We start from the raw sequence: 15,039 nt of genomic DNA on the forward strand, positions 1-15,039 counted from the left end.
GGCCGACCGCGTGCGGACTGTGGAGGAGGCGGCCGTGCGTGCATCACGGGGGATCGTCGGCATCGCGCTCGGGCTCGCTGCCGGGTTGGCGTTCGGCGCAGGCGGGGTGTTCGTGAAGCCCCTGCTCGAGGCGGGCTGGTCTCCGGGTGCGGCGGTGCTCGCGCGCATCTCGATCGCGGCGGCGATCCTCGTCGTCCCCGCCCTCATCGCCCTGCGATTCGACCTCAGGCCGCTCTGGCGCGCCCGCTGGACCGTGCTGCTGTACGGCGTCGTGGCCGTCGCGGGCGTCCAGTTCGCGTTCTACGCCTCCCTCGAGCGCATCCCGGTGTCGATGACCCTGCTCATCGAGTACCTCGCGCCGATCGCGCTCGTCCTCTTCGCCTGGGTGACCACGAGGCGGATGCCGCAACTCATCGTGCTCGGCGGCTCGGCCCTCGCGCTCGTCGGCCTCTGGCTCGTGATCGGGCCCGGCGGAGGCGACCTCGATCCGCTGGGCCTCGTGTTCGCCGCGATCGCGATGATCGGCGTCTGCGTCTACTACGCGATCGGGGAGCGCGCGACCGAGCACCTGCCGCCCGTCGCGCTCATCGCCGCCGGGTTCGTGGTCGGTGCGGTCGCGCTCGGCGTCGCGGGGCTGCTCGGCCTCATGCCGATGCAGGCGGCGCTCGTCGACGTCGACTTCCTCGGCGGTACCGCGCCGTGGTGGGTCCCGCTCCTCACGGTCGGTGCGGTCTCCACGGCCTTCGCCTACTCGGCGGGCATCGCCGCCATCCGCCTGCTGGGCTCGCGCGTGTCCTCCTTCCTCGGGCTCTCCGAGGTGATCTTCGCCGGCATCGTCGGCTGGGCGCTCCTCGGCGAGGCGCTCGGGCCGCTGCAGATGCTCGGCGGCGCGCTGATCCTGGGCGGCATCGTGCTCGTCAAGCTCGAGCGCACGCCGCGGGACGCGGCCACGCTGGTCGCCGACCCGGACGTGCTCCCGGTTCCGGCCGACGCGTCGATCGATCCGCCCGTCGGGCCCTCCGCGGACTCGCGTGCGGGGCTGCCGACGGGCCCGATCTCGACCTCGGCGTAGGCTCGGGCCATGCGATTCGGCCTCGTCATCCTGCCCCAGTACGACTGGCCGGAGGCGGCGCGGCGCTGGCGGCAGGCCGAGGAGCTCGGCTTCGACCACGCCTGGACCTACGACCACCTCTCCTGGCGAGGGCTGGCGGGGGAGCGGTGGCATGCGACGGTGCCCACCCTCACGGCCGCCGCGATGGTCACCGAGCGGATCCGGCTCGGCACGTTCGTCGCGAGCCCCAACTACCGGCACCCCGTGCCGTTCGCGAAGGACGTCGCGACGCTCGACCAGGTCTCCGGCGGACGCCTGATCCTCGGCCTCGGCTCCGGCGGCACCGGGTTCGATGCCTACGTCCTCGGGCAGTCCGAGCTCTCGGCCCGCGACCGGTTCGACCGGTTCCGCGAGTTCACCGAGGCGCTCGACGTGCTGCTGCGATTCGAGCGTGGTTCCGGAACGGGCATCTCGTACTCGGGCGACCACTTCTCCGCGGTCGCCGCGCGGATGGTCGGCGAGCCCTCTCAGCAACCGCGCATGCCGTTCCTCATGGCCGCGAACGGCCCGCGCGCGATGCGACTCGCCGCACGATACGGCTCGGGCTGGGTGACCACCGGGGGCGACCTCGAGACGGATGCCGCGTGGTGGGCGCAGCTCGCCGGTCGCGTCGCGCGGCTCGAGGACGCCCTGGCGGTCGAGGATCGGGCATCCGACGAGTTCGACCGGGTGCTCTCGCTCGACAGCGACGCGCGGTACTCCATGGCGAGCGTCGCGGCGTTCGAGGACGCCGTCGGGCGCGCTCGCGAACTGGGCTTCACCGACGTGGTGTCGCACCGACCGCGCGAGCACGGTCTGTACGCGGGCAGTGAGGCGGTGCTCGAGGAGATCGGGGCGAGGCTGCCGGCGCTCAGGTGAGCCGCCTCGGGGCCCCGCGTCTGCGCGCCCGGTAGCCTGTCGGGGTGCCCGCGCCCCGCTTCGTCTCCCCGCTCCGCTGGGAGCCCCTGCCGTACCTCGTCCTCGTGGCGCTACTGCTGCTCACCGGCGTCATCCGGCCGGACAGCGGCGGATGGCTCGTCGCCCTCGTGGTCGCGATCGCACTGACCGCCGCGTGGGGCGTCGTCGCGTTCGTCCGCGAGCGACGGATGCGCAATCCCGATCCCATGGGCGACCTCACGAGCCTCGACGGCATCGAGGTCGTCGACGCCGCGCCGGTCGCCGCCGACGTGCGGACGGTCGTCCCCGTCGTCGACGTCCACCGGCACCAGCCGGCCATCGACCTCGCCCGCCTGCACGGCGGCGAGACGCAGCGGGCGATCCTGGTGCCGCGGGCGCGCCGCTGGCTCTCGCCGCGGTACCGCATCGGCGTCCAGCTGGTCGGCGGCGACCGACCGCGCCATGCGGGCTTCCTCGGCGACGCCGCCGACGCGGGCTGGCGCGACGTGCTCGACGCGTTGCGGGTCGAGCACGGCCGCTACGCCAGCGTGCCGGCGCTCATCGAGGGCACCGGCCGGCCGTATCGGGTCGACCTCGATCTCAGCGGACTCGGGGCGATCACGGGCAACGGCGGTGGGGCACCCGAGGACGACCGATCCTGAGGAATCGTCGATGGCTTAGTCGGAGGTCTCCGCGAAGTCAAGACTGTTACCTCCCGCGTCCGGGCACGTAGTCTCTCGCGGGAGGGGCGTCGACGAGGACGCCCTCCGAATAGGAGAGACGATGTATCGAACTACGAGGCTTTCCCGCCGCGCCGCCGTGCTCGCGACCAGCACAGCGGCGGTCGCGGCGTTGGCGCTGGTTCCCGCCGGCGCCGCACTGGGGGCTCCGGCCGCCAAGGGTTGCGAGAACCGGAACAATACGACGATCTCGAGCCTGCTCGCGTGCGTCGACGCCGACGGTGCAATGGAGCACCTGCAGGAGTTGCAGGACATCGCGGATGCCAACGGCGGCAACCGCGCAGCGGGCACCGAGGGCTACGAGGACAGCGTCGAGTACGTGGTCGAGACGCTCGAGGCCGCCGGCTGGGACGTGTCGATCGACGACTTCGACTTCACGTACGTCGGTCCGGCGGAGCTGCAGCAGATCAGCCCGTTCAGTGCCGTGTACGAGACCGGTGCGTACACCGGCAGCGGCGCCGGCGACGTCACGGCGACGGTGTCGCCGGTCGACCTGCAGCTCGGTCTCGGCAACACGAGCTCGAGCGGCTGCGAGGCGGCCGACTTCGCCGGCTTCCAGGCCGGCAACATCGCGCTGATCCAGCGCGGCGCGTGCAGCTTCGCGATCAAGGCGCTGAATGCCGAGGCTGCAGGCGCGTCTGGCGTGATCATCTTCAACCAGGGCAACACGACGGGCGACGACCGCCAGGGCCTCATCGTCGGTACGCTCGGCGGCTCGGACGTGGTCGGAATCCCGGTCGTCGGCGCCAGCTACGAGCAGGGCCTCGCCCTCGCCGAACCCGGGTCGAGCGCCCGAGTCGCGGTACCGGCGCCCGAGCTGCGCCCGCAGAAGAACATCATCGCGGAGAAGACCGGCCTGAACGACGACAACGTCGTGATGGCCGGTGCGCACCTCGACTCGGTCCAGCGCGGCCCGGGCATCAACGACAACGGCAGCGGCTCGGCGTCGCTGCTCGAGCTCGCGCAGAACCTCTCCAAGCTCGAGCCGCAGAACACCATCCGGCTCGCGTGGTGGGGCGCCGAGGAGGCGGGACTGCTCGGCTCCGAAGCGTACGTCGCCGGGCTCAGCCAGGAGGAGCAGGACCGCATCGCGCTGTACCTGAACTTCGACATGGTCGCCTCGCCCAACTACATCTTCATGGTGTACGACGGTGACGAGTCCGGTTGGCTCGCGCCCGCGGGCGTGCCGATCCCCGACGGCTCGATCGCCATCGAGAAGCTCTTCGAGAGCTACTACACGTCGGTCGGCGAGCCGTACGACGACGCGCAGTTCAGCGGTCGCAGCGACTACGACGCCTTCATCCGCGTCGGCATCCCTGCCGGTGGCCTCTTCACGGGCGCCGAGGTCGTCAAGACCGAGGAGCAGGCGTCCATCTGGGGCGGCACCGCCGGTGCGTCGTACGACCCGTGCTACCACCAGGCCTGCGACACGATCGACAACGTGAACGAGCACGCGCTCGACGTCAACATCGATGCGATCGCCACCGCGGTGCTCGCGTACTCGTACTCGACCGAGTCGGTGAACGGCGTGAAGGGCGTGAAGGTGCCCGGCGGCCTCAAGCTGCCCGCACCCGCCGGACCCGAGGGCACGATCGGCGGCAACGCCGGTGGCCTCGACCCCGACCTCGTGGGCGGACACGACCACGAGCACGGACCGACCGAGACCGAGTAGTCCTCCTCGATCCGATCAGCGGGGCCCGTCGCGACGCGACGGGCCCCGCGTCCGTGGGCGAAACTGGGGCGGTGCAGACGATCCTCAAGCGACGGGACGACGCCCCCGACGGGTTCTTCGAGGCCGAGGCGGCCGGGCTCGCGTGGCTCGCGGCGGCTCGCGGCGCTCGAGTCGCCGGCGTCTCGGCCGTCGGACCCGGATGGATCGAGCTCGAGCGCATCGACGAGGTGCGACCCTCCCACGGCGCGGCCGCCGCGTTCGGCGCGGCCCTCGCACGCACCCACGACGCCGGTGCCGGGTCGTTCGGGGCCCGCCCCGCCGGATGGCACGGCTCGCTGTTCATCGGGCGCCGCTCGATGCCCGCTGCCGCCGAGGCCTCCTGGGGGACCTTCTACGCGCGCGACCGCGTGCTGCCGTTCGTGCCGGTCGCCGAGGACGCCGGGAACCTGACGGCCGCAGAGGCCGCGCTCGTCCGGCGGGCGTGCGACGCCGTTGCGGCGGGCGCGTTCGACGACGGCGAGCCGCCCGCGCGCCTGCACGGCGACCTCTGGAACGGCAACGTGCTGTGGTCGGCCGACGGCGTCGTCCTCATCGACCCGGCCGCGCACGGCGGTCATCGCGAGACCGACCTCGCGATGCTCGCGCTCTTCGGGTGCCCGTTCCTCGACGAGGTCCTCGCGGCGTACGACGGGGTCGCTCCGCTGCGGCACGGATGGCGGGAGCGCATCCCGCTGCACCAGCTGCATCCGCTCGCCGTCCACGCCGCCGGGCACGGCCGCGCCTACGGGATCGCGCTCGCGGAAGCGGCGCAGGCCGTGCTCGACCTGGCCGGATGACGTCGGGAATACTTCGACCGGGTCATCCGTTCTGGTCAATTGCATGCAAAAGCATGGAACGAGAGAAGGAGCCCAGGAGGGCGACATGCAGTTCGGAATCTTCACCGTCAGCGACATCACGCAGGACCCCACGACCGGCCGCACCCCGAGCGAGGCCGAGCGGATCCAGGCGACGCTGACCATCGCCAAGCACGCGGAGGAGGTCGGTCTCGACGTCTTCGCGCTCGGTGAGCACCACAACCCGCCGTTCTGGTCGTCCTCGCCCACCACGACGCTCGCCTACATCGCCGGGCAGACCAGCACGCTGCAGCTCTCGACGGCGACCACGCTCATCACCACCAACGACCCGGTGAAGCTGGCCGAGGACTACGCGATGCTCCAGCACGTGTCGAACGGTCGGGCCGACCTGATGCTCGGCCGCGGCAACACCGGCCCGGTCTACCCCTGGTTCGGCAAGGACATCCGCCAGGGCCTGCCCATCGCGATCGAGAGCTACGAGCTCCTCCACCGCCTCTGGCGCGAGGACGTCGTCGACTGGGAGGGCAAGTTCCGCACGCCCCTCCAGGGCTTCACGGCGACGCCGCGTCCGCTCGACGGGGTGCCTCCCTTCGTCTGGCACGGCTCGATCCGCACGCCCGAGGTCGCCGAGCAGGCCGCCTTCTACGGCGACGGGTTCTTCGCGAACCACATCTTCTGGCCGGCGTCCCACACGCAGCGCATGATCGCGCTCTACCGCCAGCGCTACGAGCACCACGGCCACGGCACCGCCGCGCAGGCGATCGTGGGCCTCGGCGGCCAGGTGTTCATGCGCAGGAACTCGCAGGACGCCGTGAACGAGTTCCGCCCGTACTTCGACAACGCGCCGGTGTACGGCCACGGCCCGAGCATGGAGGAGTTCACGCAGCAGACCCCGCTGACGGTCGGCAGCCCGCAGGAGGTCATCGACCGCACCCTCGGCTTCCGCGACTACGTCGGCGACTACCAGCGCCAGATGTGGCTGATCGACCACGCCGGCCTGCCGCTGAAGACCGTGCTCGAGCAGCTCGACCTGCTCGGCGAGGAGGTCGTGCCGGTGCTCCGCCGCGAGTTCGCGAAGGACCGGCCGGCCGACGTGCCCGACGCGCCCACCCACGCCTCGCTCGTGCAGGCGAAGTACGGGGACGGCGCACCGCGCCAGGCGACCCCCAACGCCAACCGCGGAGACAACCTCACGCTCGGCTCGCCGTACCAGGACGGACCGGCCCCGGTGGCAGTCGGCGGTTCGGCCTTCGGCCCGGCCGCGACCCGGACGGCAGGTGCACGATGACCACCAGGAAGATCGTCGTCGTCTCGGCGGGGCTCTCCACCCCGAGCTCCAGCCGCCAGCTCGCCGATCGGCTCCTCGCCGACAGCGCCGGCCTCCTGCAGGAGCGCGGCGTCGTGGTCGAGGCGAAGGTGTTCGAGCTGCGCGACCTCGCGCACGACATCACGAACCACCTGCTCATGGGCTTCGCCCCGCCCAAGCTCGAGGAGGCGCTCGACGCGGTCGCCTCGGCCGACGGCCTCATCGTCGTCACGCCGATCTTCACGACGAGCTACGCCGGGCTGTTCAAGTCGTTCATCGACGTGATCGACCCCCAGGCGCTGACCGACCTGCCGGTGCTCATCGGCGCCACGGGCGGCACCCCGCGCCACTCGCTCGCGATCGACTACTCGATCCGCCCGCTGTTCACCTACCTGCACGCGATCCCCGCGACGACCGGCGTCTTCGCCGCGACGGGCGACTGGGGCGGCGGCGGCGACGGCGTCCGTTCGCTGCCCGACCGCATCTTCCGCGGCGCGACCGAGTTCGCCGACCTCGTCGAGCGGACCGACCGCAGCGAGATGGTGAGCGACCCGTTCGCACTCGATCGCCCGATGGGGCACCTGCTGGGCGGGCTCGCGGGCGAGTAGGGGCAAGCGCTCCAGGCGAGCGGATGCCGCGGCCGGACCTGTTCCGGACGCGGCATCCGCTTCGTCGTGCGCGCAAGGTTCATCGGCCGCGACGCACGGAGACGAGGCGGATCGCGGCGTCGACCGCGAGTCCGAGCACGGTCGCCGCAGCGACGGAGACACCGATCGCGACCAGCGGCCGGTCGCCGAGCACGGCGCCGACGTCGGCGAACTCGAGCGGGCCCCATCCAGGGGGGGCGAACCCGCCGCGCGACGCGGGCGATCGGCGGCAGGTATGCTCGCTTCCGCGTGCCCGGGCCCGACCGCGCCGCAGATCGACGGAGACCCTGTGCGCCCTCGCCGCCCCCGCCTGCCGACCGCGCTCGCCGCGGCTCTCGCCATCGTCCTCGCACAGCCCGTGCTCGCGCCGGCGCACGCGGGGGAGCCGGAGCTCGGCCTCGTGCAGGGCACCGTCGCCGGGCCTGACGGGCAGCCGCTCCCGGAGGGACAGTACGCGACGGTGTCGGTCAAGACCGCCTCGTTCGCCAACACCGGCGGTCTGGCCGTCGGGAGCACCCGGAGCGACGGCGCGGGTGCGTTCTCGTTCCAACTTCCGCCGGGCGAGTACCACCTCAGCTTCACCCACTACGGTTCGGACGACCTGCTCAACGAGTGGTGGGGGGGCTCGCACCGCCGAAGCGGGTCCGAGCTGGTCGTCGTCGAACCTGGCGGCACGGTGACAACGGACGTGCGGTTCGACCGCGGAGTCGATCTCCACGGCACGATCACCGGTGTCGACGGCCCCGTCGGTGCTGCGTACATCTACATGGACGACTACATCGAGTGCTGCAACAATGCGCTGAACATCCCGCACGTGACGGTCTCGCCGGATGGAACGTGGCGCGCGCTCTCGGTCGCCCCGGGCGAGTACGGCATGCGGTTCTCCGCGGGTCCGAAGTGGAGGTCCGAGAACCACAACGGTCTCGCAGCGGGCGACCCCGGATACCCGGGGCAGCTGCTGCTGCTCCGCGAAGGTGATTCCGTCGCCCTCGACATCGTGCTGGAGCGAACCACGGCGATCGAGGGTATCGCGCGGGTGCACGCTCCGGAGGGTGAACGACCCTTCCAGGGCGATGTCACCATCTGGAAGGTGGGGAACCCGTACCAGGCAGCCGGGTTCGATCGAGTGCGTGAGGAAGACCGCGGCGCGTGGGAATTTCATGCCGTCGAGCCGGGCGAGTACACCATCGGCTTCGCGCCGACCCTGCTCGACCGCTGGACCATCGGCGGTCGCTGGACCCCCGAAGGCGTCGGGCCGACGGGCGCAGTGATCACGGTCGCCGACGGCGAGGTGCTATCCGGCATCGACGCGCTGCTGCAGACGGGCGGTCGCGTCGGCGGCAGGGTGCTCGTCGAGGAGCCCGGCGTCGGACCGGCGCCGACCGCCGGGCAGGTCACGCTCCTGAGACTCGACGCCGACTCCGGTGCGTACCTCCCGGTCCGCGAATGGCCGTACTCGACGGCGGATGACGGAACCTTCGACGTCGGACCCGTCCCCCCGGGCGAGTATGCGGTGCACTTCACCGTCGATCGCGACGAGATCGGCGACGAGTACTGGCAGGATGCCCGCTACTTCGCCGCGCGCACCGACATCGTGATCCAGGAAGGCATCCGTGCCGAGCTCGGCGACGTCACGCTCGAACCCCGCTACTTCGATGTCGGGCGGCTCGGCGGAGCCGACCGGTTCGCCACGGCCGTCGAGATATCGAAGGCCGCGATCGAGGACGGCGGGCGTGCGCCGGTCGTCTATGTCGCCAACGCCTACAACTTCCCCGACGCGCTCGCCGCGGGCCCCGCGGCGATTCACAAGGGAGGCGTGGTGCTGACGGTTCCCGCCGACCGGATCCCGGCGGTGGTCGCCGCCGAACTGAGACGGATCCGGCCCGAGCGGATCGTCGTGGCGGGGGGAACCGGATCGGTGTCCGACGTCGTGTTCCGGCAGCTCGCGAGCTACGTCGACGAGCCCGACGACCTCGTCCGTCTCGGGGGCCCGACCCGGTACGAGACCGCTCGGATGATCGTGCGCGACGCGTTCGGGGCGTCGGGCGCCGCCTCGGCGTTCCTCGCGACTGGGGGCAACTTCCCCGACGCGCTGGCGGCGGGGCCGGCCGCGGGCGCCCTCGGCGGACCGGTCCTGCTCGTCGACGGTTCGGCGACCTCGGTCGATGCCCAGACGGCCGCACTCGTCGACGACCTCGGCGTCGACGAGCTCTTCATCGCGGGAGGCACCGGTTCGATCAGCCCCGGCATCGAGGCATCCTTCGCGAAGCTCATCGGTGGCGAGGACCGGGTCGTGCGCCTCGCCGGCCCGGATCGCTACTCGACCGCCGCAGCGGTGAACGGGACAGTGTTCGCGAACGCGGAGTTCGCGCTGATCGCCTCTGGTTCTGGCTTTCCCGACGCCCTTGCGGGAGGCCCACTCGCCGGACTGCTCGGAGCGCCGATCCACCTCTCTCCCGGGGCCTGCATCCCATCATCTGCGGCGGCGGGCATCGTGGAAAGCGGCGTGCTCGGCGTCATCCTGCTCGGCGGTCCCGGTGCGCTCGGCGCGACGGTCGAGGCCCTCGAGGTCTGCGGCTGATCAGGCGAGGCGAGCCGACGACGCCGTCGGGGTGGGAGGCAGCACCTCTCACCCCGACGGCGCCCGGTCAGTCGTCGAGCACGAACGTCACCTCGAGGGTGACCGACCACTCGACGACGCTGCCGCCCTCGACCTTGACCTTCTGCTCCTTCACCCAAGCGCCCCTGACGCCGCGGAGCGTCTCGACGGATCGGGCGATGCCGACCGCGACGGCGTCCTCGAAGCTCTTCTCGGAGAAGGCGGTGATGGTGGTGACACGTGCGACCGATGACATGGCGTTCCCCCTCGAACGATCCCGGACGCACCGGAGCGCGCGCCCGGCTCCATCATGCGCCCGCCCGGCGGGCGCCGCGAGGGGTTGACCCGTTCACGACCGGCGCGCGAACGGCATCCGTCGGCTCGGTGAACCCTCGGCGGACGACGTCGTCCCGGTTCGTGTCGCACGCGCCGTCGCACCCATGCTGGCGGCGTGAGAGTCGCACTGCTCGCCGAGTCGTTCCTCCCGCACATGAACGGCGTCACCCACTCCCTGCTGCAGGTGCTCCGCCACCTCGAGCGGCAGGGCCACGAGGCACTCGTCCTCGCTCCCCGCTCCGGCCCCGTCGAGCACGGCCTGCACGGCGCGCGCGCGGAGTTCCTCCGGTCCGTTCCGATGCCCGGCTACCCGGAGGTGCGGGTGACCTTCGCCGGCGCCCGTCGCCTCGCCGCGACGCTCGCCGACTTCGCGCCGGACGTCGTCCACCTCGCCTCGCCGTTCGTGCTGGGATGGCAGGGTGTCCTGGCGGCTGAGCGCATCGGCGCGCCGAGCGTCGCGGTCTACCAGACGGACGTGCCGGCCTACGCCGAGCGGTACCGCTTCCCCGGAGCGGCCCCCGCGCTCGCGAACCACGTCGGTCGCCTCCACCGCCGCGCGACCCTCACGCTCGCGCCCTCCTCAGCGGCGATCGCGCAGCTCGAGGGGTACGGCGTCGAGCGCCTGCGGCGCTGGGCGCGCGGGGTCGACACCGACCGGTTCCGCCCCGAGCGGCGGTCGCGCGAGTGGCGACGACGCTTCGCCGCCGACCGCGAGGTGCTCGTCGGGTACGTGGGCCGGCTCGCTCCGGAGAAGCAGGTCGAGGACCTCCGGGCGCTGTCGGCCGTCGACGGAGTGCGCCTGGTCGTGATCGGCGACGGCCCATCGCGGCCGGCGCTCGAGGCGATGCTCCCGGATGCCGCGTTCACCGGCTTCCTCGGCGGCGACGCACTGGCCGAGGCCATGGCGAGCCTCGACGTGTTCGTCCACCCGGGTGAGAGCGAGACGTTCTGCCAGACCGTCCAGGAGGCGCTCGCGAGCGGTGTGCCGGTCGTCGCCACCGGGCGAGGCGGTCCGCTCGACCTCGTGAGCTCCAGTCGCGACGGATGGCTCTACCGGCCGGGCGACATGGACGAGCTCGCAGCCCGCGTGCGCGACCTGGCGGGCGACGGCGCCAAGCGCCGTGCGTTCGGGCGAGCCGCGCGCGCGGGCGTCGCGGGCCGGAGCTGGTCGGCGCTCGGCGACGAGCTCCTCGGACACTACGAGCACGCGCGTGCACTGCGGCGCGGGGGCGGGCATCCCGGCAGGTCGGTCGGCGTCGCGGCGCCGATGCCGGACCGGGTCCGTTCCGCGCCATCCGTGGCCCCCGCGACGGGTGCGGGCGACGTCGCGCGGGCCTCGAGCGTCGAGGGCGACGAGCGGATGTCGCCGCGCGAACCGAACGGACCCCGGTCCGCTCCGCCGTGGCGGCGGTTCGTCGCCGTCGGCGACTCGGTCACCGAGGGCCTCTGCGACTCGTCGAGGATGGCCGCGGGGGAGTACCGCGGATGGGCGGACCGCCTCGCGATGCTGCTCGCGCAGTCGGGCGACGGCATCGGGTACGGCAATCTCGCGGTCCGCAGCCGGCGCATCGGCGATGCGATCGACGTCCAGTTGCCCCGCGCCCGCGAGCTCGGGGCCGACCTCGTCACGGTGCTCATCGGCGGCAACGACCTCGTCCGCGTCGGTGCCCGGGCCGACATGCTGGCCGACCGCGTGGGCGACGCCGTCGACGGACTCCGGGCCTCCGGATGCGACGTGCTCGTCGTGACGCCGTTCCTTCCCGCGCACGCGCGGCTCGGCACGGTGCGGCTCGCGTTCGAGCGCTTCGCCGATCGGCTCGTCGCGCGGGCCGGCGACGCCGGGGCGATGGTCCTGGATGCCTCGACGCACGCCGGTCTCACGGCCCGCGGAATGTGGGCGGAGGATCGCGTGCACCTCAACCCGTCGGGCCACCGCGCGCTGGCCTACGCGGCGGCCGATGTGTTGGGCGTGCCGGATGCCGCGGCGCTCGCCGGCCTCGACGCCGTGCTGCACGGCGACGCGGACGAGCCCGACGCGCCGCCACTGCCGAACGCCGAATGGCTGCTCCGCCACGCGATGCCCTGGGCCGGCCGACGACTGCTCGGCCGTACGGCGGGCGACGGGCGCGTCGCCAAGCACGACTCGATCGTCCATCTCCGGGGCCGGAGCGACGGGCGCGATCGACGTGGAATCCGCGCGTGATCGGGCCGTGCTGCGGCATCCGTGCGTCCGTCCGCTGGGTCCCGGCTAGGTCGCGACACGCCGGGCTGATAGGCTCGCTGAGGATGCCCGAGCGGCATCCGCTCAATTCAACATGAGCTTGCGCCCGCATCGGGCGCACTGGAGCAGGCCGGCAGGAAGCTGGTCCCCTGTGGTGGCTTACCAATCGAGAGCTTGGTGGACTTCTACTGGTGGCCAGCGCTGGCGGCATCACGCGATGTCCTGAGATCTGCCTGTTCCTGCTCCTTGTTCACCTCGCGCGCCACACGGGCGTGCGAGCCGAAACAAAGGAGAGAGACCTCTTGGAAGGTCCTGAGATCACGTTCGCCGAGACGATCATCGACAACGGTCGATTCGGCACCCGCACCGTCCGATTCGAGACGGGGCGCCTCGCCCAGCAGGCGCAGGGCTCCGCGGCGGCATACATCGACGACGAGACCATGCTGCTCTCGGCCACGTCGGTGTCGAAGCAGCCCAAGGAGCACTTCGACTTCTTCCCGCTCACGATCGACGTCGAGGAGCGCATGTACGCCGCGGGTCGGATCCCCGGCTCGTTCTTCCGCCGTGAGGGCCGCCCCTCGACCGAGGCGATCCTCACCTGCCGCCTGATCGACCGCCCGCTGCGTCCCTCGTTCGTCGAGGGCCTCCGCAACGAGGTGCAGGTCGTCGTCACGGTGCTCGCGATCGAGCCCGACGAGCTCTACGACGTGCTCGCCATCAACGCCGCGTCGCTCTCGACGCAGCTGTCCGGCCTGCCGTTCTCCGGCCCGGTCGGCGGCGTGCGCGTCGCGCTCATCGACGGCCAGTGGGTCGCGTTCCCCAAGCACTCGCAGCTCGAGGACGCGGTCTTCAGCATGGTCGTCGCCGGCCGGGTCGTGACCGAGGCCGACGGCTCGCAGGATGTCGCGATCATGATGATCGAGGCCGAGGCCACCGACAACGCGTGGAACCTCATCCAGGCCGGCGCCGTGAAGCCCGACGAGACCGTCATCGCTGAGGGCATCGAGGCGTCCAAGCCGTTCATCAAGCAGCTCGTCGAGGCCCAGCAGTCGGTCGCGAAGACCGCCGCGAAGCCCACCGCCGACTACCCGACGTTCCCGCCGTACCAGAGCGAGACCTACGACGCCGTCGCCGCCCTCGCCTACGACGAGCTGAAGGGCATCTACCAGATCGCCGGCAAGGTCGAGCGCCAGGACGCCGACGACGCACTGAAGGCGCGCGTCAAGGAGGCCATCGCCGCCAAGGTCGAGGCGGGCGAGCTGCCCGAGTCGGCCAACGGTGAGGTGTCGGCCGCCTACAAGTCGGTCACCAAGCTCGTGGTCCGCTCGCGCGTGCTCTCCGAGGGCGTGCGCATCGACGGTCGCGGTCTCGCCGACATCCGCCCGCTCGACGCCGAGGTGCAGGTCATCCCGCGCGTGCACGGTTCCGCGATCTTCCAGCGCGGCGAGACCCAGATCCTGGGCGTCACCACGCTGAACATGCTGAAGCTCGAGCAGCAGATCGACTCGCTGAGCCCGGTCACCAAGAAGCGCTACATGCACAACTACAACTTCCCGCCCTACTCGACGGGTGAGACGGGTCGTGTGGGTTCGCCCAAGCGCCGCGAGATCGGCCACGGCGCGCTCGCCGAGCGTGCGCTCGTGCCCGTGCTGCCGACGCGCGAGGAGTTCCCGTACGCCATCCGCCAGGTCTCCGAGGCGCTCGGCTCGAACGGGTCGACGTCGATGGGCTCGGTCTGCGCCTCGACCCTGTCGCTGCTCAACGCCGGCGTGCCGCTGCGCGCCCCGGTCGCCGGCATCGCGATGGGCCTCATCTCCGACACCGTCGACGGTGAGACCCGCTACGCGGCCCTCACCGACATCCTCGGTGCCGAGGACGCGCTCGGCGACATGGACTTCAAGGTCGCCGGCACGTCGGAGTTCGTCACGGCGATCCAGCTCGACACGAAGCTCGACGGCATCCCCGCCTCGGTGCTCGCGGGTGCGCTGACCCAGGCCAAGGAGGCGCGCACCACGATCCTGCAGGTGCTGAACGCCGCCATCGACGGCCCCGACGAGATGGCGCCCACCGCGCCGCGCGTCATCAGCGTGCAGATCCCGGTCGACAAGATCGGCGAGCTGATCGGCCCGAAGGGCAAGACGATCAACGGCATCCAGGACGACACCGGCGCCGACATCTCGATCGAGGAGGACGGCACCGTCTACATCGGCGCGACCGACGGCCCCTCGGCCGAGGCCGCCCGTGCCGCCGTGAACGCGATCGCCAACCCGACCAACCCCGAGGTCGGCGAGCAGTTCCTCGGCACCGTCGTGAAGATCGCCGCCTTCGGCGCCTTCATCTCGCTGCTGCCCGGCAAGGACGGCCTGCTGCACATCTCCGAGGTGCGCAAGCTCGCCGGCGGCAAGCGCGTCGAGAACGTCGAGGACGTGCTCGGCGTCGGCCAGAAGATCCTCGTCGAGATCACCAAGGTCGACGACCGCGGCAAGCTCTCGCTGGCTCCCGTCATCGCGGAGGAGGCCGACACCGACGGCCGCGCCGCGACCGGCGAGCACGCCGAGGCGCCTGCCGAGGGCGTCGACGCGTAGTCGATCCGCTCGCTCCACCGGATGCCCGTCCCGACCTCGTCGGGGCGGGCATCCGTCGTCCGTCGTCCGGCACCCGTCGTCCGGGCGGCGGC

The 15,039-nt window shown here is 71.9% G+C and carries 11 protein-coding genes; 10 read left to right on the plus strand and 1 reads right to left on the minus strand.

Annotated elements, in window-relative coordinates:
- Positions 1 to 34: 34 nt before the first annotated feature.
- The 8 genes from ACSJD1_RS16120 to ACSJD1_RS16155 all read left to right on the plus strand — a co-directional run bounded on the left by ACSJD1_RS16120 (position 35) and on the right by ACSJD1_RS16155 (position 9,787).
- Positions 35 to 1,072, plus strand: coding sequence for an EamA family transporter (locus ACSJD1_RS16120; RefSeq protein ID WP_438856301.1), 1,038 nt, complete (start codon positions 35 to 37; stop codon positions 1,070 to 1,072).
- Between the two features lie 9 nt (positions 1,073 to 1,081).
- A complete protein-coding gene (locus tag ACSJD1_RS16125; protein WP_438856302.1) occupies positions 1,082 to 1,969 on the plus strand; it encodes an LLM class flavin-dependent oxidoreductase in 888 nt (295 codons plus the stop codon).
- A 44-nt stretch (positions 1,970 to 2,013) separates the two neighbouring features.
- Positions 2,014 to 2,649: a hypothetical protein gene (locus ACSJD1_RS16130; RefSeq protein WP_438856303.1), complete on the plus strand. Its 636-nt coding sequence runs from the start codon at positions 2,014 to 2,016 to the stop codon at positions 2,647 to 2,649.
- Between the two features lie 121 nt (positions 2,650 to 2,770).
- Positions 2,771 to 4,399, plus strand: coding sequence for a M28 family metallopeptidase (locus ACSJD1_RS16135; protein WP_438856304.1), 1,629 nt, complete (start codon positions 2,771 to 2,773; stop codon positions 4,397 to 4,399).
- 80 nt (positions 4,400 to 4,479) lie between these two features.
- Complete coding sequence (locus ACSJD1_RS16140) at positions 4,480 to 5,235, plus strand: fructosamine kinase family protein (protein WP_438856402.1); 756 nt, start codon at positions 4,480 to 4,482, stop codon at positions 5,233 to 5,235.
- 85 nt (positions 5,236 to 5,320) lie between these two features.
- On the plus strand, positions 5,321 to 6,541 hold the full coding sequence (locus tag ACSJD1_RS16145) for an LLM class flavin-dependent oxidoreductase (RefSeq protein WP_438856305.1): 1,221 nt from the start codon (positions 5,321 to 5,323) through the stop codon (positions 6,539 to 6,541).
- Entirely contained in the window at positions 6,538 to 7,167 is a 630-nt protein-coding gene (locus ACSJD1_RS16150; RefSeq protein ID WP_438856306.1) for a CE1759 family FMN reductase, read from the plus strand. The genes ACSJD1_RS16145 and ACSJD1_RS16150 overlap by 4 nt, the downstream gene beginning before the upstream one ends.
- 328 nt (positions 7,168 to 7,495) lie before the next feature.
- Positions 7,496 to 9,787 carry a cell wall-binding repeat-containing protein gene (locus ACSJD1_RS16155; RefSeq protein ID WP_438856307.1) on the plus strand — a complete coding sequence of 764 codons (2,292 nt, stop codon included), beginning with the start codon at positions 7,496 to 7,498 and terminating at the stop codon, positions 9,785 to 9,787.
- 67 nt (positions 9,788 to 9,854) lie between these two features.
- Here ACSJD1_RS16155 and ACSJD1_RS16160 read toward each other — a convergent pair whose 3' ends face one another.
- Positions 9,855 to 10,061: a dodecin family protein gene (locus ACSJD1_RS16160; protein ID WP_438856308.1), complete on the minus strand. Its 207-nt coding sequence runs from the start codon at positions 10,059 to 10,061 to the stop codon at positions 9,855 to 9,857.
- Positions 10,062 to 10,256: 195 nt separating this feature from the next.
- On the opposite strand from ACSJD1_RS16160, the gene ACSJD1_RS16165 reads away from it, so the two are divergent.
- Together ACSJD1_RS16165 and ACSJD1_RS16170 are read left to right on the plus strand one after the other, a co-directional pair.
- A complete protein-coding gene (locus tag ACSJD1_RS16165; protein WP_438856309.1) occupies positions 10,257 to 12,344 on the plus strand; it encodes a glycosyltransferase in 2,088 nt (695 codons plus the stop codon).
- A gap of 320 nt (positions 12,345 to 12,664) precedes the next feature.
- Positions 12,665 to 14,947, plus strand: coding sequence for a polyribonucleotide nucleotidyltransferase (locus ACSJD1_RS16170; protein WP_438856310.1), 2,283 nt, complete (start codon positions 12,665 to 12,667; stop codon positions 14,945 to 14,947).
- Positions 14,948 to 15,039: the final 92 nt, after the last annotated feature.

This window comes from Agromyces excoecariae (assembly GCF_051715505.1).
In the GTDB taxonomy this organism is placed as follows: Bacteria; Actinomycetota; Actinomycetes; order Actinomycetales; family Microbacteriaceae; genus Agromyces.

Excerpts from the sequence above, each read along its gene's own strand:
- ACSJD1_RS16145 (WP_438856305.1), top strand. The coding sequence starts at position 5,321 with ATGCAGTTCGGAATCTTCACCGTCAGCGACATCACGCAGGACCCCACG.
- ACSJD1_RS16150 (WP_438856306.1), top strand. The coding sequence starts at position 6,538 with ATGACCACCAGGAAGATCGTCGTCGTCTCGGCGGGGCTCTCCACCCCG.
- ACSJD1_RS16125 (WP_438856302.1), top strand. The coding sequence starts at position 1,082 with ATGCGATTCGGCCTCGTCATCCTGCCCCAGTACGACTGGCCGGAGGCG.
- ACSJD1_RS16160 (WP_438856308.1), bottom strand. The coding sequence starts at position 10,061 with ATGTCATCGGTCGCACGTGTCACCACCATCACCGCCTTCTCCGAGAAG.
- ACSJD1_RS16135 (WP_438856304.1), top strand. The coding sequence starts at position 2,771 with ATGTATCGAACTACGAGGCTTTCCCGCCGCGCCGCCGTGCTCGCGACC.